The following is a 20,520-nucleotide window of genomic DNA, read 5'->3' as shown; positions in this document are numbered from 1 at the left end:
CGACTCGATCGCGCGAAGGGAGGCCGTCGCATGGACGCCCACACGGACGAACTGTGGGACGAGTTCCACCGGGTGGTCAACATGACGTCCCGGGAGCTGGCCGAGTGGCTCCGTACGCGCTCGGCCGACACCGACGACGAGGAACTGCCCGACCGGGCCGGCCCGCACCTGGGCCGCCGAGTGCTCGACATCCTGGGCAAACGCAAGACCGACCTGCAGCCCGACGACCTGGAGGTCATGCGCCGCGTCGTCGACCGGGTCCACGGCCAGCGCCGGGACGATCTCGAACCGACCGCCGGCGACGTCCGGTGGCGACACCGCCTCATGACCATCGGACACGACCCGCTGAAGCCGACCACCTGACGGCGGGACGGGACCTCCGCTCGGAGTGGGATCTCCGGCCGTTGTGTTCACCCACGGCCACGCATACCGTGGCACTCATGAGGCCACGTGTGCTGGTCACAGGGGTCGGAACACTTCTGCGCGGTGACGAGGGCTTCGCGCTGGAGGTGGTCCAACGGCTTGCAGAGCAGCGCCTGCCCGCCTGGGTGCAGCTGGCCGACCACGGCATCGGGCGGAGCCGCCTCCAGCACGACATGCTCGGCGACTACGACACCACCGTGCTGGTGGACGGCACCCCGCACGGCGGCGCTCCCGGGCGGCTGTGGGTGGCCGACCTGGACCTGCTCGCGCCCGAAGCCGAGACGAACGTTCTCGGCCCGAGGCCGCATCGCCTCACCCCGGCGGCCGAGCTCACGCTCCTGCGCCTGCTCGGTGGGGACGCGTCCCGGTTGGTCGTCGTGGGCTGCGAGCCACGGACCACCACCGGGGTCGGCCTCAGCACCGACGTCCACGCCGCCGTCGACGACGCCGTCACACTGATCACCGAACTCGTCTGGGGCGCTCCCGCCACCGTCGACAGTGGAGGGAGCACGACGGCACGACCCGGGTGAGTCGACGGCCGTCACCCGACCTCGTCGCGGGGGTCGACTACCCGGGTTCGTCGCCATGCCGGGTGGTCGCCCGGCTACTAGCGTGACAGACATGATCGGGCTCCCGGACGCAGTCACCGCGTGTCTCTTCGACCTCGACGGTGTCCTCACCGACACCGCCGCGGTGCACATGCGCGCCTGGAAGCGGACGTTCGACGAGTTCCTCGCCGAGCACGAGCCGACCTCCGACCCGTTCAGCAGCCGGGACTACACGACCTACGTCGACGGTCGTCCCCGACTCGACGGGGTCCGCGCCTTCCTCGCGTCCCGGGGCATCGAACTGCCGGAGGGGACCCCCGACGACGACGTCGACGCCGACACGGTGCACGGCATCGGCAACCGCAAGAACCGGTTGTTGCTGCAACTGATCGCCGACGGCGTCGAGCCGTATCCCGGATCGGTCCGCTACCTCGACGCGGCGAACCGACTCGGGTTGGCGATCGGCGTGGTCACCTCGTCGGCCAACGGTGCCGCCGTGCTCGACGCCGCCGGGCTGAGCGACTACGTGCAGGTGCGGGTCGACGGCGTCGTCATCAGGGAGAAGGGGCTTCGGGGCAAGCCCGCACCCGACTCATTCCTCACCTGCGCGGCCCAGCTCGACGTCCGGCCGTCGTCGGCAGCGGTGTTCGAGGACGCACAGGCCGGGGTACGTGCGGGGCGGGACGGCGGCTTCGGCTACGTCGTGGGCGTCAACCGCGTCGGCGGCGACGGCCACGACGAGCAGGAGAAGTCGTTGCGCGATCACGGGGCCGACGTCGTCGTCGACGACCTCGCGGAACTGCTGGAGGAGAGGGCGTGAGCGACCACCTGCCCGGCGTGGAGCGCGGATACGCGCGCTCACCCTGGGAACTGCGCTGGCAAGGACTCGACGTGGAGGAGCTGCAGCGCACCGAATCGACCTTCGCGCTGTCGAACGGCCACATCGGCATGCGCGGCACCCTGGAGGAAGCCGAACCTCGCGGGCTGCCCGGCACGTACCTCAACGGCTTCTACGAGGAGCACGAACTGCCGTACGCCGAGGCCGGGTACGGCTATCCCGAAGCAGGCCAGACCGTGGTGAACGTGACCGACGGCAAGGTCATCCGGCTCCTGGTCGAGGACGAGCCGCTCGACATGCGGTACGGACAGGCGACGAGCCACCACCGGGTCCTCGACTTCCGGTCCGGGACCCTGCGCCGTGAGACGGAGTGGACGTCGCCCACCGGCCGCAGGGTGCGGGTCCGCACCGAACGCCTCGTGTCGTTCACCCAACGGGCGGTCGCCGCCGTGCGCTACGAGGTCGAGCCGCTCGACGGTCGCATCCAACTGGTCGCCCAGTCCGACCTGCTCACCAACGAGCCGATCGAACAGCCGACGGGCGATCCCCGGGTGGCGGCAGCGCTCGAAGCACCGTTGCTGTGCGAGTACGCCAAGGCCGAGGACTACAGCGCCGTCCTCGTGCACCGCACGAAGCGCTCCGGCCTTCGGATGGCAGCGGCCATGGATCACCAGATCGAGGAGAGCCCGGGGCTGCGCACCGAGATCGAGTGCGAACCGGACCTCGCCCGGCTCACGCTCGCGGTCGACGTGCCGATGGGCAGCAAGCTCAGCTTCACCAAGTTCCTCGCCTACGGCTGGTCGGCGCAACGCTCCATCCCGGCGCTACGGGCACAGGTCGACGCGGCACTGGCGGGCGCACTACAGACCGGTTGGGACGGGCTGCTGGCCGAACAACGACAGTTCCTCGACAACTTCTGGGCGAGCGCCGACGTCGAGCTGGAGGGTGACCCGGAACTGCAGCAGGCGGTCCGGTTCGCCCTGTTCCACGTCCTGCAGGCCGGGGCCCGAGGCGAGAGTCGCGCGATCCCGGGCAAGGGACTCACCGGTCCCGGCTACGACGGCCACGCCTTCTGGGACACCGAGACGTTCGTCCTGCAACTGCTCACCTACACGCTGCCCGACGCCGCCCGTGACGCCCTCCGCTGGCGACACTCCACACTGGACAAAGCGAAGGAGAGGGCGCGACAGCTCAACCTCCGGGGCGCGTCGTTCCCGTGGCGTTCCATCAACGGCGCCGAGTGCTCGGCGTACTGGCCTGCCGGAACGGCGGCGTTCCACGTCAACGCCGACATCGCCGACGCCGTGCTGCGGTACCTGAACGCCACTCACGACGTCGAGTTCGAGCGTGAGTGCGGCACCGAGCTGCTCACCGAGACGGCGCGGCTGTGGATGTCGCTCGGACACCACGACCCCCACGGCGGATTCCGCATCGACGGGGTCACCGGTCCGGACGAGTACTCGGCCGTGGTGGACAACAATGTCTACACCAACCTGATGGCGCAACGGAACCTGCGGGCCGCCGCCGACTCGTGCGAACGGCAACCCGACATCGCCGAACGACTCGGCGTCGACCACGTCGAGGTCGCCGGGTGGCGGGAAGCGGCCCGCAAGATGCGCGTGCCCTACGACGAACTGCTCAAGGTGCATCCGCAGTCGGAGCGGTTCACCGAGCACGCCAAGTGGGACTTCGCGAACACGCCGCCCGACCGCTATCCCCTGCTGCTCAACTACCCGTACTTCGACCTGTACCGCAAGCAGGTCATCAAGCAGGCCGATCTCGTCCTGGCCATGCACCTGCGCGGTGACGCGTTCTCACTGGAACAGAAGCGGCGCAACTTCGTCTACTACGAGGCGTTGACCGTGCGGGACTCGTCGCTGTCGGCCGCGACCCAGGCGGTGATGGCGGCGGAGTGCGGTTACCTCGACCTCGCCTACGACTACTTCGCCGAAGCGGCACTCACCGACCTGCACGACCTGCACAACAACGTCCGCAACGGCCTGCACATGGCGGCGTTGGCGGGCTCCTGGCTGGCGATCGTGGCCGGTTTCGGCGGCATGCGTGACCACGACGGCGAACTCAGCTTCCGACCGCGCCTGCCTCCCGTGCCGAGGCGCATCGCGTTCCGCATGTGCTACCGGGGCAGCCAGTTCTGCGTGGAGATCGAGCGGGACACGGCACGCTACGCGCTGACGCACGGGCAACCGTTCACCATCACGCACTACGACGTCCCGGTGACCGTCACGGAGGAGCCCGTGACGATGCCGATTCCACCGGCCGAGCAGCTCGAACGGCCCTCGCAGCCCGCGTGGCGCGCACCGGTGCGACGCCTCCCGCACGCCGCCCCGCTCGCCCCGACGGTGTCCGCGAGCCCGGCGGCCACCGCCTCCCAGGTGTGAGGATCGTCAGTCGGGCGGTTCGACGGTTCCCACGTCCGGTTCGACGTCGTCGTCGGGACGCACGTCGTCGCGATTCGGCGGCTCGGGCACGTCCGGAGTGGGCAGTGGCCTGTGTTCCCCGGTGTCCCGACGGCGGTCGAGGTCGGGTTCGAAGTCGGGCGGTTCCGGTTCGGTCGGCCGGGGGACGTCGTCGTTCGGTCGCATCGTCACCTCCGTGTCGCTCGTGCCTCAGGCCGCGGTGACCCGGCCGTCGAGGCTCTGCCTCAGCTCGTCCGCGTCGTGGAGCAACGCCAACAGCACACCGTGAGTGGTGGACCAGGGGCAGATCGCCGCAGGACCGCCGAAGACGGTGAGCAACGCCTCGGCCACGACGGCACCGGCCAACGCCTGCCGGGCCCGAGGCCGGGAGATGCCGCGAACCTCCGAACGACGCGAGGCCGGGAGTGCCGCGAGCCTCGGAACGAGCTCCCGGACGTCCTCCAAGTGCAGCTCCCGCGTCCGGATCGTGCCCTTCCGCCGGCGGCCTGCCACGACGGCGAGCTGCCGCAGCACCTTCGAACACCCCACGACACCGAACTCGCGCAGCCGGGCCTCGTCCTCCCCGAGTGCGTCGCGGATCTCCTCGATGGCGTGGGACCGCAGGGCCTCGATGGCCTCCTCGGACGGCCGCTCCGTGTCGAGCCGCCAGGCCCGGGTGGTCTCCCGCGCCCCCAACGGAAGCGACCGCGCGAAGTCCGCGTGAAGACCGTGGCCCGCCGCGAGCTCCAGGGTTCCGCCCCCGACGTCGAGGACGGACAACGGCCCGACACCCGCGCCGAACCAGACCCGGGCGGCGCGGTAGGCGAGCCGGGCCTCGTCGGTCCCGCTGAAGAACCGCAGTCGACGGCCGGTCTCGGCCTCCACGCGCTCCACCACCTCGTCGGCGTTGGCCGAGTCCCTGATCGACGAGGTCGCGAAGCAGAACAGCTCGTCGACACCGTGCCGCGCCGCGACCTCGTTCGCGACCCGCACGGCGGAGACGACGGACTCCACCCCGTCGTCACGCAGGCGACCCGAGGCGTCGAGTGACCGGTCGAGGCGTAGTCGGGTCTTGTGACTCAGAACGGGTTCGAGCAGCGATCCGCCCCGGTCGACCCCCAGGAGACGTGCGCTGAAGCATCCCACGTCGAGCACGGCCACCGTGCCCCTCATCGTCACAGTCGTCCACCTTCCCGTCGTCCTGAGGACCCAGACTTCCCGCTTCCGGCGGCAAACCAACAGAGTGATAACCCGAAAGGGTGAGATTCAACCTGAGTGTCGCTTTCCGGTAACGGTGCTCCCTTTCGGCCGATCCCTCCAGTGAGGGGATTAATCGCGGGAGGGGCGATCCGTGAACGCGATCGAGGTTGCCGATCGGGAAAGAAGCGCCCAGTGACCCAGGTCCTGGGACTACGCTCACCGGGCCTCCGTCGGGTCGCCGCGCTGACGGCGGGGATGACCGCCTTGGCGGCGACCGTCGTCCTGACCACGCTGCTCCACACACCGGACGAGACGTCGGCGCTCGCCTCGGACGGCGAGGGAGCGGCACCCAGAACCGTCGCCGCCGGACCACCCCCGATCGCCCACGCCGCTCTGCCGCACTCGGCACCGATCCGGGTCCAGCTTCCCACGCTCGGCGTGGACACCGCAGTGGTCGCCCTGGGGAGAACACCGTCCGGCGGCGCCGACGTCCCTGGGCACGCCTCGACCGTCGGGTGGCTGGTCGACGGCCCCACACCGGGCGAGGCGGGCACCGCCGTCCTCACCGGACACATTGAGCTCGCGTTCGAACGCGGCAGCTTCTTCTCACTGCACTCCCTTCGCCCACGCGACACGGTCCGCGTGGTCCGCGCCGACGGCAGGATCGGCGTGTTCACCGTGTACCGCGTCGAGGAAGTGGCACAGCAACACGCGCTCGCCCACGCCACCGGCCCCACCGACGAACCCGAGCTACGCCTGCTCACCGCGGTGAACCCGGTGGACGCTCGCGACCCGGCGCTCGTGGTGTCGGCGCGGCTCACCGCCGTGACCGAGGGCGCGTGACACTCACCCTTTCTGCCGCTCGACCCACGTCCGCACGACGTCGCCCAACACGGTCATGGGCAGAGCGCCGCCGCCGAGCACGAGGTCGTGGAAGGCGCGGATGTCGAACCGCGAACCCAGCGCCTGTTCGGCCTCGGCCCGCAGCCGTTGGAGTTCGAGGCGACCCACCATGTACGACAGCGCCTGTCCGGGGTAGGCGATGTAGCGGTCGACCTCGGCCACGATCTCCACACCCGCCATCGGGGTGTTGCGTTCCAGGAAGTCGATCGCCTGCTGCCTGCTCCACCCCTTCGCGTGCAGACCGGTGTCGACCACGAGCCGGCCCGCCCGCACGGAGTCCATGCTGAGCATCCCCAGCCGCGCGACGTCGTCCGAGTACAGGCCCATCTCGTCGGCGAGCCGTTCGGTGTAGAGGCCCCAGCCCTCGATGTAGGCGTTGACGTCGCTGATGCGGCGCAGCAGCGGGAGGTCGGTGAGATTCAACGCCGTGCTGATCTGGAAGTGATGCCCCGGGATCACCTCGTGGAACGCCGTCACCTCGGAGGTGTGCCGGAACCGCTCGGTCGCCTGGTGCGTGTTGGCGAAGTACGTGCCGGGTCGTGCCCCGTCGACGGAGGGCTGGAGGTAGTAGGCGGCAGGCGCACCGGGCGCCTCCGCGGCCGGGACGGCCTCCACCACCCACGGTTGAGGCGGAATCCGCCCGAACCAGTTCGGCGCCTCGCGTTCCGCCCGGGTGATGGCGGCGCGTGCAGTGTCGAGCAGTTCCTCGGCACCGCTCCATCGCAGCGCCGGATCGGTCCGCAGCCGCTCGAAGATCTCCTGGACGTCCTCCGTGCCGAAGACCCGACGACCGAGGACGGCATATTCCTCGGCCAGGCGCTCGATGCAGTCGAGGCCGGTGGCGTGCAGCTCCTCCGGGCTGCGCTCGGTCGTGGTGTGCACGCGCGCCAGCGCCGCGTACACGGCGTCGCCCTCGGGCAGGTGACACACACCGGGCCGGTCCTCCGGCCTGCCCCGGTCGACGAACTCCGCGCGGAGCGCGTCGCGGTACCGCGCGAACGCCGGGCGCACGACGTCGGCGAGCAGGGCGTCGCGACGTGCGGTGAATTCCTCGTCCGGCGGCGTCTGACGCAGGAGCGGGTCGTCGGTCGGTGCGGCGAGATAGCGGTCGAGGTGTTCGACGGAGGCCCGTACGAGGTGCGCGACCGGCGTTCGGCCCGCCGCGAGCCCCGCCCGGTGCCGCTGCAGCACCTGGTCCAGGTAGTCGGGGATGGCCGCGAGCCGGTCCAGGTGCGCCCTGCCCTGCTCGGGGGTGGCGACACCCACCATGGGCAGCAGGGTGAGCAGACTCGCGGCGGGCCCCACGAAGAAGTCGGTGATCGTGAACTCCACCGACTTGGTGTCGAGCTGCTCGATCCGGGACCTCGCCTGACTGACGATCACGTCACGCGTGACCCGGTCCTCGTCGGAGCGCTCCGAGACGTCGAGCGCCTCCGCCCGTTCGACGAGGCGCTGCAGCGCGGCACGGTGTTCCCTCTCGGCGGCTTCGCTGACGTCACCCAGACCCACGCGCGTCGGGTCGAGTCCGAGAAGGACCGGTTGCAGCGGCTCGATGTCGAAGAAGAGGTCGACGCACTCATCGGCGAGAGTCGTCACGGATGTCGTGGGCGCCATGGACGCAGCCTACCGGCCGACTAGGCTCTGGCCCGTGGCCCTGACCGATCCTGTCGACGCACACCTGCTCGCCGCACTGGCCGAGGCGGGCAAGATGGCCGTGCACGAACTCGCGGCGAGAGTCGGGATGGATCCGCGGGACGTCGCCTACCGGCTCGTGGGACTGTCGGCGCAGGGACTGCCGCTCCTCGTCGGGGTCGAGAGCGACCCCGCGGGCCTGCGCGCAGCTCTCGCGTCCTCACGCCCGCATCCATCACAACACCAGGTCACGGGGCCTCCGAGCGGCCCGTACCAGGCCCCCGGAGTGCCGAGCGGACCACACCAGGTGCACGGCACTCCCTCGGGCGCCTACCCGGTGCAGGGCACGCCCAGCGGCGCGTACCAGGTGCAGGGAACCCCCTCCGGGGCCTATCAGGTACACGGCACACCCAGCGGACCTCACCACGTCCAGGGCACCCCGTCCGGCTCGTACCAGGTCCAGGGAACGCCATCGGGCTCGTACCAGGTCCAAGGCACCCCCACCGGTCCCCACCAGGCGCCCGGCACGCCGTCGGGTGCGTTCGCCGTCCAGGGGACGCCCTCCGGTGCCTTCCCCCCGGCCACGCAACCCGCGTCACCACACGCCACGGGGGCGCATCAGGCCCCGCCGCCGATCGCCCCGGACCCGGTGATGAACACCTGGGGTCCGCCGCAGAGCGCGCAATGGGCGCGTGGCGACCAACTCCCCATCAGCACCACCCCGAAGCAGGGTCGGCCGGGCGACGCCCTCGACACCGTCGGCCTCGAAGGTGAGCAGTTGGCGGTGCAGTTGCTGGAGGTGCAGGACCCGGCCGACTACCTGTTCTCGGCCGCGGGCTACAGCCTGGAGGAGAACGAGCGCGCCGTCGTCGTGCACACGGAGGTCACGAACACCGGCTCGATCCCGTTCGCCTCGCTGCCCGACAACTACCTCGAACTCCTCACCGCCGACGGCGAGGCGATCGCCAAGGCACCGGTCTCGCTCACCTCCCGTCCGCCGCACAAGATCGGCGTCCAGCCCGGCGAGACGAGCGGCGGCCACACGGTCTACGTGGTCGGCGAGTCGGTGCGCATCACCGGCGTGCGGTGGAGTCCTCGACCCGAACCGGACGGCCGCAGCCTCATCTGGTCCCTGGAGGAATGACTCCCCCGCGGAGTTCCCACTCTCGTCACCCGTGCGATCTCGATGTCCTCGAGGGTGCTCAGGACTCCGCGCGCAGCACCTCGAGTGCCTTCGCCAGGTCGGCCGGGTACTCGCTCGTGAACTCGACCCACCGGCCGTCGCTCGGGTGCGCGAAGCCGAGCTTGCGCGCGTGCAGCCACTGCCGGGACAGCCCGAGCTTGCGTGCGAGGACGGGGTCCGCCCCGTACGTGAGGTCACCGACGCACGGGTGGCGCATCGCGGAGAAATGGACCCGGATCTGGTGGGTGCGGCCGGTCTCCAACCGGATGTCCACCAGCGACGCGGCACGGAAGGCCTCGGTGACCTCGTAGTGGGTGACCGAGGGCCGCCCGCCCGACACGACCGCGAACTTGTAGTCGTGCCGAGGGTGCCGGTCGATCGGCGCGTCGATCGTGCCGCGCGTGGGGTCCGGATGCCCTTGCACCAGTGCGTGATAGCCCTTCGACACGGTGCGTTCCTTGAACGCCCGCTTGAGCACCGAGTAGGCGTACTCGCTCTTCGCGACCACCATGACGCCCGTGGTCCCCGCGTCGAGCCGGTGGACCACGCCCTGCCGCTCGGCCGCGCCCGAGGTCGAAATGCGCAGTCCCGCGGCGGCGAGTCCCCCCACCACCGTCGGTCCCGTCCAGCCCGGACTGGGGTGCACGGCGACCCCGACGGGCTTGTCGACCACCACGATGTCGTCGTCCTCGTGGAGGATCGTCATGCCCTCCACCGGCTCCGCCACGACGTCGACCGGCGCGTCGGGTTCCGGCAGCGACACCTCCAGCAGGCTTCCCGCCACCAGTCGGTCGGACTTGCCCGCGGGCCGACCGTCGAGCAGCACGTCACCCGCCACGGCCAGCTCCGCCACGACGGTGCGCGACAGCCCGAGCAACTTCGCGAGTCCGGCGTCGACCCGCATCCCGTCCAGCCCGTCCGGCACGGGCAACATGCGACTGCTCACGACCGAGCCCCCCTGTCGTCGGTGTCCGTTCCGTCGGTGCCGTCCGTGTCGTCTGCGCTGTTGCTGCCGTCGGCGTCCGCCGCCTTCCGCCCCCGAGGGATGACGCTGCCGTCGTAGTCGCGGCCCAACACCGTGAGAAGCACGATCAACCCCGCTCCGACGGTGATCGCCGAGTCCGCGGCATTGAACACGGGGAAGTACTGTCCGTTGGGGCCGAACACGGAGATGAAGTCGACCACGTGGCCCTGGAACACGGCGGGCGCGCGGAAGATGCGGTCGGTGAGATTGCCGAGAGCACCCGCGAGCACCAGTCCGAGTCCGATCGCCCACCCCGCCGACCGGATTCGGCGCGCGAACCACACGATCCCGACCACCACGGCGATCGCGATGGCCGTCAGCAGCCACGTGCCACCGATGTCCATGCCGAACGCCGCGTAGGGGTTGCGCAGCAGTTGGAAGTACACCGCACCGCCGAGCAGCCGAACGGGCTTTTCCCCCTCCAACGTCGCCGTGACGATCACCTTGGTGACGAGGTCGACGGCGTAGGCGAGCACCGCGGCGAGGGCCAGCAGGCCCACTCTGCGACGGGGCAGAACGGCGGGCCGCGGCTCCTCGGTGTCCGAGGGATCAGGTTGCTGCTCGGTGTTCACCGCTTCATTGTCCACGCCCCCGCCGAGCGTCCGTCACGCGACTCGGAGGGGCGTCCCCTGGCCGCCGTCGCCGTCAGTCCCCGGTCTCGCCCTTCCAGCGGGCGATGGGTCCGGCCCTGCCGACGGCGCGCAGCCTGCGTTCGGTGGCGTTCCGCGCGGCCTCCGTGGTCACGACGAGTAGCTGGTCGCCCTCCTGCAAGCGGGTCGTGGCCTCCGGGGTGAACGCCCGGCCTCGACGGACGACGAGGCTCACGCTCGCCCCCCGCGGCAACCGGAGTTCGGCGAGGTAGACGCCGTGCAGCCGGGACCCCTGCGAGATGCGGACCTGCAACAGCACCGCCCCCAGCTCGTCGAGCGGTGCCGCGTCGATGTCGATCTGCTGCGGTTCCGTACCCGACGCCACACCGAGCGCGCGCGCGAGCGGTGTCATAAATGCCGTCTGCAGCAGCGTGTAGACGATCACGATGACGAACACGGCGTCGACCAGCAGTTGCGCCCCGGGATAGTCGACTGCCAGCGGGATGGTCGCCAACACGATGGGCACCGCGCCCCGCAGCCCCGCCCACGACAGGAACACCTGTTCGCGCCATGGCACCCGGAACGGCGTCGTGGACAGCACCACGGCCAGTGGGCGGGCCAGCAGGACGGCCACGAGCCCAGCCAACAACCCGGGCACGATCGCGGCGGGCAACCGGTCCGGGGACGAGAACAACCCCAGCAGAACGAAGACTCCGATCTGCGCGATCCACCCCAGCCCCTGCGCGAACGACAGGGTGTCGGACCGGTGTGGCAGCTTGGAGTTGCCGAGGACGAGCCCCGCCAGGAACGTGGCGAGCAACCCCGACGCCCCGGACAGTTGGGCGGCCGAGTACGCGACCACGCACATCGCGACCGTCGCCAGCGGGTAGAGGCCCGTGGCGGGCAAGGCACTGCGCCGCAGCCCTTCACCTCCGGCCACGCCCACCGCCAACCCGATCAGCGCGCCCACCCCGAGTTGGTAGAGCAACTGCAAGGGCAACAGCCAGTCCACCGTCACTCCGGTGGTGAGCAGCACCACGGCGATGTAGCTCGGAGCGTCGTTGAGGCCCGACTCCAGCTCCACGACCCCGGACAGGCGACGACCGATCCCCGACGAGCGCAGCACCGAGAAGACCGCGGCCGCGTCGGTGGACGACAACACCGCTCCCCAAAGCAGCGCCGTCCGCCAGTCGAGGTCGAGCAGCCAGTGCAGTGCCGCGCCGGTCACCACGACCGTGACCACCACGGCGACGACCGACAGCACGATGCTGGGGCCCAGTCCGGGCCGCACCGCGGACCAGTCGGTCGTCAAGCCGCCCTCGACGAGGATCATCACCAGCGCCGCGACGCCGAGCGTCTGCATCAGCGTGGCGTCCTCGAACTGGACGCCCAGCCCGGACTCTCCGATCAGGACGCCGATACCGAGGTAGATGAGCAGCGACGGCAGCCCGAGCCGGATCGAGAACCGGACGGCGAACGCCGAGGCGAGGAGAACGAGCGCACCCGCGCCGAGCACTGCGGGCAGCTCGTTCATGTCACCTCGCTCAGCCTGACGTGCGGGTCACCGCGTCCTTCAGCTCGGCGAGGCGGTCCGCGGTGCCGTCCCCGTCGGGGACCTCCACCAACTTGTCCCGGGACCGCTGTCCCTTCACGACGGTGACGTCACGGGCCCGCACCCCGAAGGCGCGGGCCAGCACCGTGCACACCGCGGCGTTCGCCTTGCCGTCGACGGCGGGCGCTCGGACGGAGACCACGAGGGCCTCGCCGAGCGTCCCGTTCCATCGTCCGCCGACGACGTCGCGCTTCGCTCCGGCCTTCACCCGGACGGCGAACCGCATCCGATCACCCGTCAGGCGTTCGCGGCGACCGAGACCCGCACCCGGGCCCCGTCGCCGACGGTGCCCTCGAAGCCGCCCTCCACGGTGCCGTAACGGACGGCCGTCGACAGCGTCTCCGACGCGACGAACTCCTCGTGGGTCTTCGCTGCGGCGACGACGTCCTCCGGCGCGTCGACGGTCAGGGTGATGCGGTCGGACACGGCCAGGTCGGCGTCGCGGCGAGCCTGCTGCACCACGCGCACCAGGTCCCGAGCCACACCCTCCAGGGCGAGTTCGTCGGTCACCTCGGTGTCGAGCACGACCAGCCCGTGCCCGCCCGGCAGCTCCGCGGCGGCACCCGACTCCTTGGCGACGAGCCGACGTTCGTACTCGCCGTCCCGCAGCTCGATCCCGGCGGCCACCACCCCGCCCTCGGCGGTCGCGGTCCAGTCACCCGCCTTCACGGCCTTGATCACCTTCTGCACGTCCCGGCCGAGGCGAGGACCGGCGACGCGGGCGTTGACCACGACCTCGAACCGGCCGTGCGCCGCCACGTCCGTCGTGAACTCGACCGACTTGACGTTCACCTCGTCGCGCACGATGTCGGCGAAGGGGCGCAACGTCTCGACGTCCTCCGCCGCCACCAGCAGCTTCGCGAGCGGAAGCCGCACCCGCAGCTTGTTGGCCTTGCGCAGCGACAGCGCCGAGGAGCACACCTGACGCACCCGGTCCATGGCCGTCACCAACGCCGGGTCGGCGGGCAGCTCGTCCACCAGCGGCCAGTCCGTCAGGTGCACCGAGCGACCGCCCGTGAGCCCCCGCCACACCGCCTCGGTGGTCAGCGGCAGCAGCGGCGCCACGGTGCGGCACACGACCTCCAGCACGGTGTGCAGGGTGTCGATCGCGTCGCGGTCGCCCTCCCAGAACCGGTCCCGCGAACGACGGACGTACCAGTTGGTGAGCACTTCCAGGAAGTCCCGCACCGTCGAGCACGCACCCGCGATGTCGTAGTCGTCGAGGGCACTGGCCACGTCGGTGACGAGTTCGTGCGTCTTCGCGAGCAGGTACCGGTCGAGCACGTGCGTCGAGTCGGTCCGCACCGTGCCCGACACGCCTTCCGCCCCGGCGTAGAGGGCGAGGAAGTAGTACGAGTTCCACAGCGGCAGCACGGCCTGCCGGACGGAGTCGCGGATGCCCTTGTCGGTGACGATCAGGTTGCCGCCACGCAGGATCGGGCTCGACATGAGGTACCAACGCATGGCGTCGGAGCCGTCGCGGTCGAACACCTCGGTGACGTCCGGGTAGTTGCGCAGCGACTTCGACATCTTCTGCCCGTCGGACCCGAGCACGATGCCGTGCGAGACGCACGTGCGGAAGGCGGGCCGGTCGAACAGGGCCGTGGCCAGCACGTGCAGCGTGTAGAACCAGCCGCGGGTCTGGCCGATGTACTCGACGATGAAGTCGCCCGGGTAGTGGTGCTCGAACCACTCGGCGTTCTCGAACGGGTAGTGCACCTGCGCGTACGGCATCGACCCGGAGTCGAACCACACGTCCAGCACGTCCGGGACCCGGCGCATCGTGGACTTGCCGGTCGGGTCGTCCGGGTTGGGCCGGGTGAGGGCGTCGATGTGCGGGCGGTGCAGGTCGGTGGGTCGCACCCCGAAGTCCCGCTCCAGCTCGTCGAGCGACCCGTAGACGTCCACCCTCGGGTAGTTCGGGTCGTCCGACACCCACACCGGGATCGGCGTGCCCCAGTAGCGGTTGCGCGAGATCGACCAGTCGCGCGCGTTCTCCAGCCACTTCCCGAACTGCCCGTCCTTGACGTGCTCCGGGTACCAGGTGATCTGCTGGTTCAGCTCGACCATGCGGTCCTTGAACTTCGTCACCGCCACGAACCACGACGAGACCGCCCGGTAGATGAGCGGGTTCCGGCACCGCCAGCAGTGCGGGTAGGAGTGCTCGTACGTCTCGTGACGCAGCAGGATGGCGCCCTGCGTCGCGGACCCGGTGCCGTTCTTCAGGTCGCGGATGATGTTGGCGTTGGCGTCGAAGACGTTCTGGCCCTCGTAGTCGGGCACCTGGGCGTCGAACCGCCCGCGGGCGTCCACCGGGGTGACCGGCGTGATCCCGGCGGCGTCGGTGACGGCCTTGTCCTCCTCACCGTAGGCGGGGGCGATGTGCACGATGCCCGTACCGTCGTCGGTGGTCACGTAGTCGGCCGCCAGCACGCGGTGCGCGTTCTCGTGCCCGACGAAGTAGGGGAACGGCGGCACGTAGCGGGTCCCGAGCAGGTCCGCGCCCTTGTACCGCGCCACCACCTCGGGCTCCTCGCCGAGTTCCTTGGCGTACGCGCTCACGCGGGCCTCGGCCAGGACGAAGCGCTTGCCGTCGTCGGTCCGCACGACGACGTAGTCGACCTCCGGGTGCACCGCGGTGGCCAGGTTCGACGGCACCGTCCACGGCGTCGTGGTCCAGATCAACAGATAGGCGCCGTCGAGTTCCGCGAGCGCGCCGACGTTGCCGTCGATGCGGTACCCGATCGTCACGGCAGGGTCCTGCCGGCTCTTGTAGACGTCGTCGTCCATCCGGAGTTCGTGGTTGGACAGCGGCGTCTCGTCCCGCCAGCAGTACGGCAGGACCCGGTAGCCCTCGTACACGAGGCCCTGGTCCCACAGCCGCTTGAACGCCCAGATCACCGACTCCATGTAGGAGATGTCGAGCGTCTTGTAGTCGTTGTCGAAGTCGACCCAGCGGGCCTGGCGAGTGACGTACTCCTGCCACTCCTTCGTGTACCGCAGCACGGACTCACGGCACGCCTGGTTGAACTCGGCGATGCCCATGTCGTCGATCTGCGACTTGTCGGTGATGCCGAGCTGTCGTTCCGCCTCCAGCTCGGCGGGCAGCCCGTGCGTGTCCCAACCGAACCGGCGCTCGACGCGCTTGCCCCGCATCGTCTGGTACCGCGGAACGATGTCCTTGACGTAGCCGGTCAGCAGGTGGCCGTAGTGCGGAAGCCCGTTGGCGAACGGAGGTCCGTCGTAGAAGACGTACTCGTTGCTGCCGTTCGTCCCGGCCTCACGCGCCTCGACGGTCGCCGCGAAGGTCCGGTCGGACTCCCAGTAGGCGAGGACGTCCTTCTCCAACGCGGGAAACGACGGTTGGGCGGGAACCTGGTCGGCGGGCTGATCGCCGAAGGATGCCTTCGGGTACATCTGGTGCGCTCCTCGCGGTGTTCGCTGTCTCGCTCAGGCCGTGCCTGCCATGCGTTGGCAATGGCGTGCTCGGGGACGAAACGGCGTCCTGCGACGCACGTAGCGCGGTACCACCCCGCTTGCCCGCGCGGACGACACGCGCGGACCACTCATTCGACGGCTGTGACGGGCCGGTCCCGTCCGGTTCTACTGAGACCCGTATGCGGAACACCGCAGGTCCGTTCTTCCGGAAGCTCCCCGGTGATGGCCGGATCGACGCCTGTGCCGTACAGAGTAGCCCCGGCCACCACACCACGGACCAGGGACCCGTCACTCACCGTCCGTGCCGCTCACCTCAGGCCGTGTTGCGGCGCGAGGCGCGGCGCCGCCTGTGGGCAGCGGCCAGTGCGGCGTCGGGCTTGCACAGCCCACACGGGGTGAAACCCAGCTCGCGCGCCTCCCGCACCGCCAGCGGGATCGTCGCGCGCGTACCGAGCCAGCCGCAGTGCCCGAGGTGGTAGCGCGGATACTCGTCCACCACGAGGACCTCGGCCGTCGAATCGGAGACGAGCAACGCGTCGTCGACGGACGAGTCCTCCTCGGGAGGATCGACGTCGGCCCCGGCGAGCTCGCCTGAGGAAGCCAACAGCGCGGTACGGGGCTGGGTGTCGGTGAGCGGATCGATGCCGTCCGCCGCCACCGGCTCCCGCTCCGGAACCGCCGGTTCCTCGTCCGCCTCGCCGGCCTCCGACGACTCGGCCCGCGTGGCGTCGTCGCCGCGGTCGTCGGACTGTGCGGCGGGGGACTCGGACGCAACACCGTCGGACGGCACACCGTCGGTCTGCTCGGCCGCGGCGTCGGGGTCGAGCACCAGCGTGTCGGCCTGCTTGGCCTCCACCTCAGCGGTCTCGGTGACCTCGGCGGTTTCGGCTGCGTCGGCAGTCGATGTGGACTCGGTGGCCGGGTCCACGTCGGCCGCCTCGGCATCCTCACGCGTCGCGGGACCGGCGGCCCCCTCAGCGACCTCGGAGTCGCGACCGTCCGGATCGTCGGACGCGGAGGCGTCGGCCTCGTCGCCGTCGCCACCCACCTTGCCCGTGTCGTCGTCGCGAGTTGTCTCCGACTCGCTCGCCGACCCCGTCCGCCGCCGCATACGCACGCGGTCGACGAGGAGGAGCATCCCGGCGAGCCCGGAGACACCGATCGACACCCACGCCCACAGGGAGCTGGCTGTGGCGAGTGCCGCCACCACCAACCCCAGGGCGATCAGCACCAGAAGGAGGACGATGTAGAGCACGGTGAATTACAACACAGCCACGGGCGTCACGACCGGGTGACCTGCCATAACGCCCGGCTGGCCGCCTCAGCCGGCCTCAGCGCGCGGACCGAACGAGTAGCCCTGTCCGCTGCTGCTCGAGCTGCTGGAGCTCGATGTGGACGCCGACGCGGGCGCCGCCGATCCCCTGTCGTCCAACTCCCGCAGCTGCGACTCCAGGAAGCCCCGGAGGCGGGTGCGGTACTCGCGTTCGATCGTGCGCAGCTCTTCGATCTTCTTGTTGAGCGCGGACTTCTCGGTGTTGAGGTTGTTCAGCGTCTCGGTGTACTTGCGCTGCGCCTCGCGATCCATGTTGGTCGCCTTCTCGCGCGCCTGGCGCTCCAGCGTCTCCGCCCTGGTGCGCGCCTCGTTGAGCATGGTCTCGGCGCGGGTGCGCGCCTCGTTGACCATCGAGTCGGCCTTGGACCGGGCGTCGGAGAGCAACTGCTCCGACTTCGTCCGCGCCTCGGCGAGCATGCTGTCCGACTCGGTCTTCGCCTCGGCGGTGAGCCGGTCGGCCATCTCCTGGGCGAGGCCGAGCACCTTCGCCGCCTGGACGTTCGGCTCACCGGCGTCGGGCATCAGACCGGTGGCCTGGGTCTGCTCCATCGCGGTCGCGGGGGGCGGAACCGGCGCGAGCCGGCGCGAGGGCGCGTCGTCCCTGGCACCGTGGGCCTTCGCGGATTCCAACTCGCTACGAGTTGATTCCAACTCGGCATCGAGCTGTTCGACCTGCTGCCGCAGCTCGTTATTGTCCTCAATCAACCGGGCAAGCTCGGTCTCCACAAGGTCGAGGAACGCGTCCACCTCGTCCTCGTTGTAGCCCCGCTTGCCGATCGGAGGCTTGCTGAACGCGACGTTATGCACGTCAGCAGGAGTCAACGACATCAGATCACCTCACGCACTCCATGGCCTGCCGTTCCACCCGGGTTCCCCGTTACCCGGGCAGCGCCAGCTGCATCAGTATGAACACAACCAACAGCAGCACCATAATCGATAGGTCTAGTCCCACTCCGCCGATCCGTACGATCGGAATAATCCGACGCACGAGCCGAACCGGTGGGTCGGTCACTGTGTAGATGGTCTCCAGCGTGACCGCAACCCCACCGACGGGGCGCCAGTCACGAGCGAAGGCACGAACGAGCTCCACCACGATACGCGCCGTGAGCAGGAGCCAGAACGCGAACAGCAGCCAGTACAGGATCATGCGAACAGCGACCACGGTGACCACTCTGCCACACGTCGGCTTCGTGATCAGTGCCGGAGGAACAACCCGCCCTCCGCAATGCGCCTGCGATCCTCCGCCGTCACGTCCACGTCGGGCGGTGAGAGCAAGAACACCTTGTTGGTGACCTTGTCCATGGACCCGCGCAGCGCGAAGGCCAGACCAGCCGCGAAGTCGACCAGACGCTTGGCGTCGGCGTTCTCCATCTCCGTCAGGTTCATGATCACAGGCGCCCCGTCCCGGTACGCCTCACCGATCTCACGTGCCTCCGCGTAACTCGTCGGGTGCAACGTGATGATGCGGCTCAGCGGATCACGCGCGGAATCCGCCGCCGGGGTCACGGAACTCATCGGCCGTACCCGAGCCACCGGTTCGGGCTGCCGGTCCATCGCCAGGGAGCCGTGGACGGCCGGTTCACTGCGGGACGAGCCACGACGGACTCGGCTCGAAGGGCTCTCGGCCTCCTCGAACTCGTCCATGACGCGGTAGCGCGGCCGGGAGCGCCTCGTCGAGTCCTTGTAGGTCGACTCGTCGTAGGTGTAGTCGTCGCTCTGGTAGTCGCGCCGGTAGTCGTCGTCGAAGTCGTACTCGTCGTCCTCAGCAGGGACCATCCCGAAGTAGGCCTTCAGCTTCTGCAGCGCGCTCATGCCTCTCCCTCGCCCTCCACGGTCTACTCGTGCGGTCCAACACACGGTCGGGCCGTCTGGATGCCGCTCGGGTGGACCTTGCTAGGGGGAGGCTAAACCTCGTCCGCCGAGCAACGCGGTTCCGACACGCACACACGTCGAGCCGTACGCGATGGCCTGATCCAGATCACCACTCATGCCCGCCGAGATCTCCGTGGCCCCCGGATGATCTTTCCGCAGCATCTCGGAGATCGAGGCTAGCCGGTCGAAGGCCGGCGCGGGGTCGACTCCCAGCGGCGCGACGGCCATCACACCGCGTAAGTGGAGAAGATCACTCTGCCGGGCGATTGTGTCGGCGAGCTCACTAAGATCGTCGACCGGGCAGCCGCCACGCGACGGATCGTCGTCGAGGCTGACCTGGACGAGCACGTCGAGCGGCCGATCCCGCTCGCCCGAGTCCAGTGCGGCCCGCACCGCCTTGGTGAGCGTGTCGGCCAGCCGGAGGGAGTCCACCGACTGCACCTCCGCGGCCCACCTCGCCACCGATCGCGCCTTGTTGCGCTGGAGTCGGCCGAGCATGTGCCACCGCACGTCGGCCTCCGGACGCAGGCGCGCCACCTCCTCGACCTTCGCGGCGGCCTCCTGGACCCGGTTCTCCCCGAAGTCGCGCACACCGAGATCGGCCAGCACCGCGGCGTCCGAAGCCGGGAACGTCTTGGTGACGGCGATCATCCGGACCTCGTCGGGCGAGCGTCCGGCGCGGCGACACGCCGCCGCCACGCGCTCGGTCACCGCGCGCAGCGCCGCCGCGATCTCGTCGTGACGTTGCTGGTCGTTCACTTCTCCATCCATGTGACGGCCGCGATCCTTCCCGTCGGAGCACTCCTGCGGTGACTGAAGAGGGTCTCGTCCTCCATCGTGCACCGCGGGTCGACTCCGATCTTGCCGACGCCGAAGTCGGCCAGCTGATTCCACAGCCCCGCCTTCAGATCGAGCGCGGGCGTTCCCTTCCGGCTCGTGCACGCACTGCCCGGAAGGTGTGCCTCCACGTCCTCGGCCATCGCCTTCGGCACCTCGTAGCACTCGCCGCACACGGCGGGACCGAGCAGCGCCTCGACCCGGTCGAGTCGCGCTCCCTGCGCGACCATGACCTCGAGAGCCGCCCTGACCACACCGACCCGGGCACCGACCCGGCCCGCGTGCACGGCGGCCACGACGCCCGCCTCCGGGTCGCCCAGCAGCACCGGCACACAGTCGGCGACCAACGCCACGAGCGCCACCCCGGGTTCGGTGGTCACGAGCGCGTCGGTGGCCTCGGCGGGACGGGTCTCCGTGCCGTCCACGACGGTCACGGTCCGGCCGTGCACCTGCTCCATCCAGGCGAGGCGGTCCTCCGACAGACTCAACTCGTGGGCCAGACGGCGACGGTTGGCGGCCACGGCCTCGGGATCGTCACCGACGTGATCACCGAGGTTGAACGAGTCGAACGGCGGCTTCGACCGTCCGCCCGCCCTCGTGGTCACCACACGCCGAATGCGCACCGCGTTCAACTCCTTCGACACCTGCTTTCCACCGGCGTCCGCGAGCT

The 20,520-nt window shown here is 70.0% G+C and carries 20 protein-coding genes; 6 read left to right on the top strand and 14 right to left on the bottom strand.

Annotated features, from left to right (window positions below):
• The first annotated feature begins 30 nt into the window (after nucleotides 1-30).
• The 4 genes from JAV51_RS18800 to JAV51_RS18785 all read left to right on the top strand — a co-directional run bounded on the left by JAV51_RS18800 (nucleotide 31) and on the right by JAV51_RS18785 (nucleotide 4,208).
• Nucleotides 31-363: a DUF3140 domain-containing protein gene (locus JAV51_RS18800; RefSeq protein WP_197322060.1), complete on the top strand. Its 333-nt coding sequence runs from the start codon at nucleotides 31-33 to the stop codon at nucleotides 361-363.
• 77 nt (nucleotides 364-440) lie between these two features.
• On the top strand, nucleotides 441-953 hold the full coding sequence (locus JAV51_RS18795) for a hydrogenase maturation protease (RefSeq protein WP_231642633.1): 513 nt from the start codon (nucleotides 441-443) through the stop codon (nucleotides 951-953).
• A 91-nt stretch (nucleotides 954-1,044) separates the two neighbouring features.
• On the top strand, nucleotides 1,045-1,791 hold the full coding sequence (locus tag JAV51_RS18790; protein WP_197322059.1) for a beta-phosphoglucomutase family hydrolase: 747 nt from the start codon (nucleotides 1,045-1,047) through the stop codon (nucleotides 1,789-1,791).
• A complete protein-coding gene (locus JAV51_RS18785) occupies nucleotides 1,788-4,208 on the top strand; it encodes a glycoside hydrolase family 65 protein (RefSeq protein WP_197322058.1) in 2,421 nt (806 codons plus the stop codon). The genes JAV51_RS18790 and JAV51_RS18785 overlap by 4 nt, the downstream gene beginning before the upstream one ends.
• A 6-nt stretch (nucleotides 4,209-4,214) precedes the next feature.
• Here JAV51_RS18785 and JAV51_RS18780 read toward each other — a convergent pair whose 3' ends face one another.
• Nucleotides 4,215-4,412, bottom strand: a complete 198-nt coding sequence (locus JAV51_RS18780; RefSeq protein ID WP_197322057.1) for a hypothetical protein — start codon at nucleotides 4,410-4,412, stop codon at nucleotides 4,215-4,217.
• 24 nt (nucleotides 4,413-4,436) lie between these two features.
• Nucleotides 4,437-5,399, bottom strand: a complete 963-nt coding sequence (locus JAV51_RS18775; protein WP_197322081.1) for a Ppx/GppA phosphatase family protein — start codon at nucleotides 5,397-5,399, stop codon at nucleotides 4,437-4,439.
• 219 nt (nucleotides 5,400-5,618) lie between these two features.
• On the opposite strand from JAV51_RS18775, the gene JAV51_RS18770 reads away from it, so the two are divergent.
• Nucleotides 5,619-6,269: a sortase domain-bontaining protein gene (locus JAV51_RS18770; protein WP_307845930.1), complete on the top strand. Its 651-nt coding sequence runs from the start codon at nucleotides 5,619-5,621 to the stop codon at nucleotides 6,267-6,269.
• 3 nt (nucleotides 6,270-6,272) lie between these two features.
• On the opposite strand, the gene JAV51_RS18765 is transcribed toward JAV51_RS18770, so the two are convergent.
• A complete protein-coding gene (locus JAV51_RS18765; RefSeq protein ID WP_197322056.1) occupies nucleotides 6,273-7,943 on the bottom strand; it encodes a DUF885 family protein in 1,671 nt (556 codons plus the stop codon).
• A 34-nt stretch (nucleotides 7,944-7,977) separates the two neighbouring features.
• On the opposite strand from JAV51_RS18765, the gene JAV51_RS18760 reads away from it, so the two are divergent.
• A complete protein-coding gene (locus tag JAV51_RS18760) occupies nucleotides 7,978-9,105 on the top strand; it encodes an AsnC family transcriptional regulator (RefSeq protein WP_197322055.1) in 1,128 nt (375 codons plus the stop codon).
• A 58-nt stretch (nucleotides 9,106-9,163) separates the two neighbouring features.
• Here JAV51_RS18760 and JAV51_RS18755 read toward each other — a convergent pair whose 3' ends face one another.
• From JAV51_RS18755 to pgeF, 11 genes are all read right to left on the bottom strand, one after another.
• Nucleotides 9,164-10,090, bottom strand: a complete 927-nt coding sequence (locus tag JAV51_RS18755; RefSeq protein ID WP_197322054.1) for an RluA family pseudouridine synthase — start codon at nucleotides 10,088-10,090, stop codon at nucleotides 9,164-9,166.
• On the bottom strand, nucleotides 10,087-10,740 hold the full coding sequence (gene lspA, locus JAV51_RS18750) for a signal peptidase II (protein WP_197322053.1): 654 nt from the start codon (nucleotides 10,738-10,740) through the stop codon (nucleotides 10,087-10,089). Before lspA ends, JAV51_RS18755 begins: the two co-directional genes overlap by 4 nt.
• A gap of 73 nt (nucleotides 10,741-10,813) precedes the next feature.
• Nucleotides 10,814-12,292: a potassium/proton antiporter gene (locus JAV51_RS18745; protein ID WP_197322052.1), complete on the bottom strand. Its 1,479-nt coding sequence runs from the start codon at nucleotides 12,290-12,292 to the stop codon at nucleotides 10,814-10,816.
• A 10-nt stretch (nucleotides 12,293-12,302) separates the two neighbouring features.
• Complete coding sequence (locus JAV51_RS18740; protein WP_197322051.1) at nucleotides 12,303-12,596, bottom strand: DUF167 domain-containing protein; 294 nt, start codon at nucleotides 12,594-12,596, stop codon at nucleotides 12,303-12,305.
• 11 nt (nucleotides 12,597-12,607) lie between these two features.
• Complete coding sequence (gene ileS / locus JAV51_RS18735; RefSeq protein WP_197322050.1) at nucleotides 12,608-15,787, bottom strand: isoleucine--tRNA ligase; 3,180 nt, start codon at nucleotides 15,785-15,787, stop codon at nucleotides 12,608-12,610.
• A gap of 334 nt (nucleotides 15,788-16,121) precedes the next feature.
• A complete protein-coding gene (locus tag JAV51_RS18730) occupies nucleotides 16,122-17,063 on the bottom strand; it encodes a hypothetical protein (RefSeq protein ID WP_197322049.1) in 942 nt (313 codons plus the stop codon).
• Nucleotides 17,064-17,129: 66 nt separating this feature from the next.
• A complete protein-coding gene (locus tag JAV51_RS18725; RefSeq protein WP_197322048.1) occupies nucleotides 17,130-17,969 on the bottom strand; it encodes a DivIVA domain-containing protein in 840 nt (279 codons plus the stop codon).
• Nucleotides 17,970-18,018: 49 nt separating this feature from the next.
• Nucleotides 18,019-18,288 (bottom strand): YggT family protein, encoded by a 270-nt coding sequence (locus JAV51_RS18720; RefSeq protein ID WP_197322079.1) that lies wholly within the window; start codon nucleotides 18,286-18,288, stop codon nucleotides 18,019-18,021.
• 47 nt (nucleotides 18,289-18,335) lie between these two features.
• Nucleotides 18,336-18,953: a cell division protein SepF gene (locus JAV51_RS18715; RefSeq protein WP_197322047.1), complete on the bottom strand. Its 618-nt coding sequence runs from the start codon at nucleotides 18,951-18,953 to the stop codon at nucleotides 18,336-18,338.
• An 81-nt stretch (nucleotides 18,954-19,034) separates the two neighbouring features.
• A complete protein-coding gene (locus JAV51_RS18710; protein ID WP_197322046.1) occupies nucleotides 19,035-19,784 on the bottom strand; it encodes a YggS family pyridoxal phosphate-dependent enzyme in 750 nt (249 codons plus the stop codon).
• Nucleotides 19,769-20,473: a peptidoglycan editing factor PgeF gene (gene pgeF / locus JAV51_RS18705; protein ID WP_197322045.1), complete on the bottom strand. Its 705-nt coding sequence runs from the start codon at nucleotides 20,471-20,473 to the stop codon at nucleotides 19,769-19,771. The genes JAV51_RS18710 and pgeF overlap by 16 nt, the downstream gene beginning before the upstream one ends.
• Nucleotides 20,474-20,520 lie beyond the last annotated feature (47 nt).

This window comes from Saccharomonospora sp. NB11 (assembly GCF_015910535.1).
Classification (GTDB): domain Bacteria; phylum Actinomycetota; class Actinomycetes; order Mycobacteriales; family Pseudonocardiaceae; genus Saccharomonospora.
This window is presented reverse-complemented; position numbering and strand designations above follow the sequence as displayed.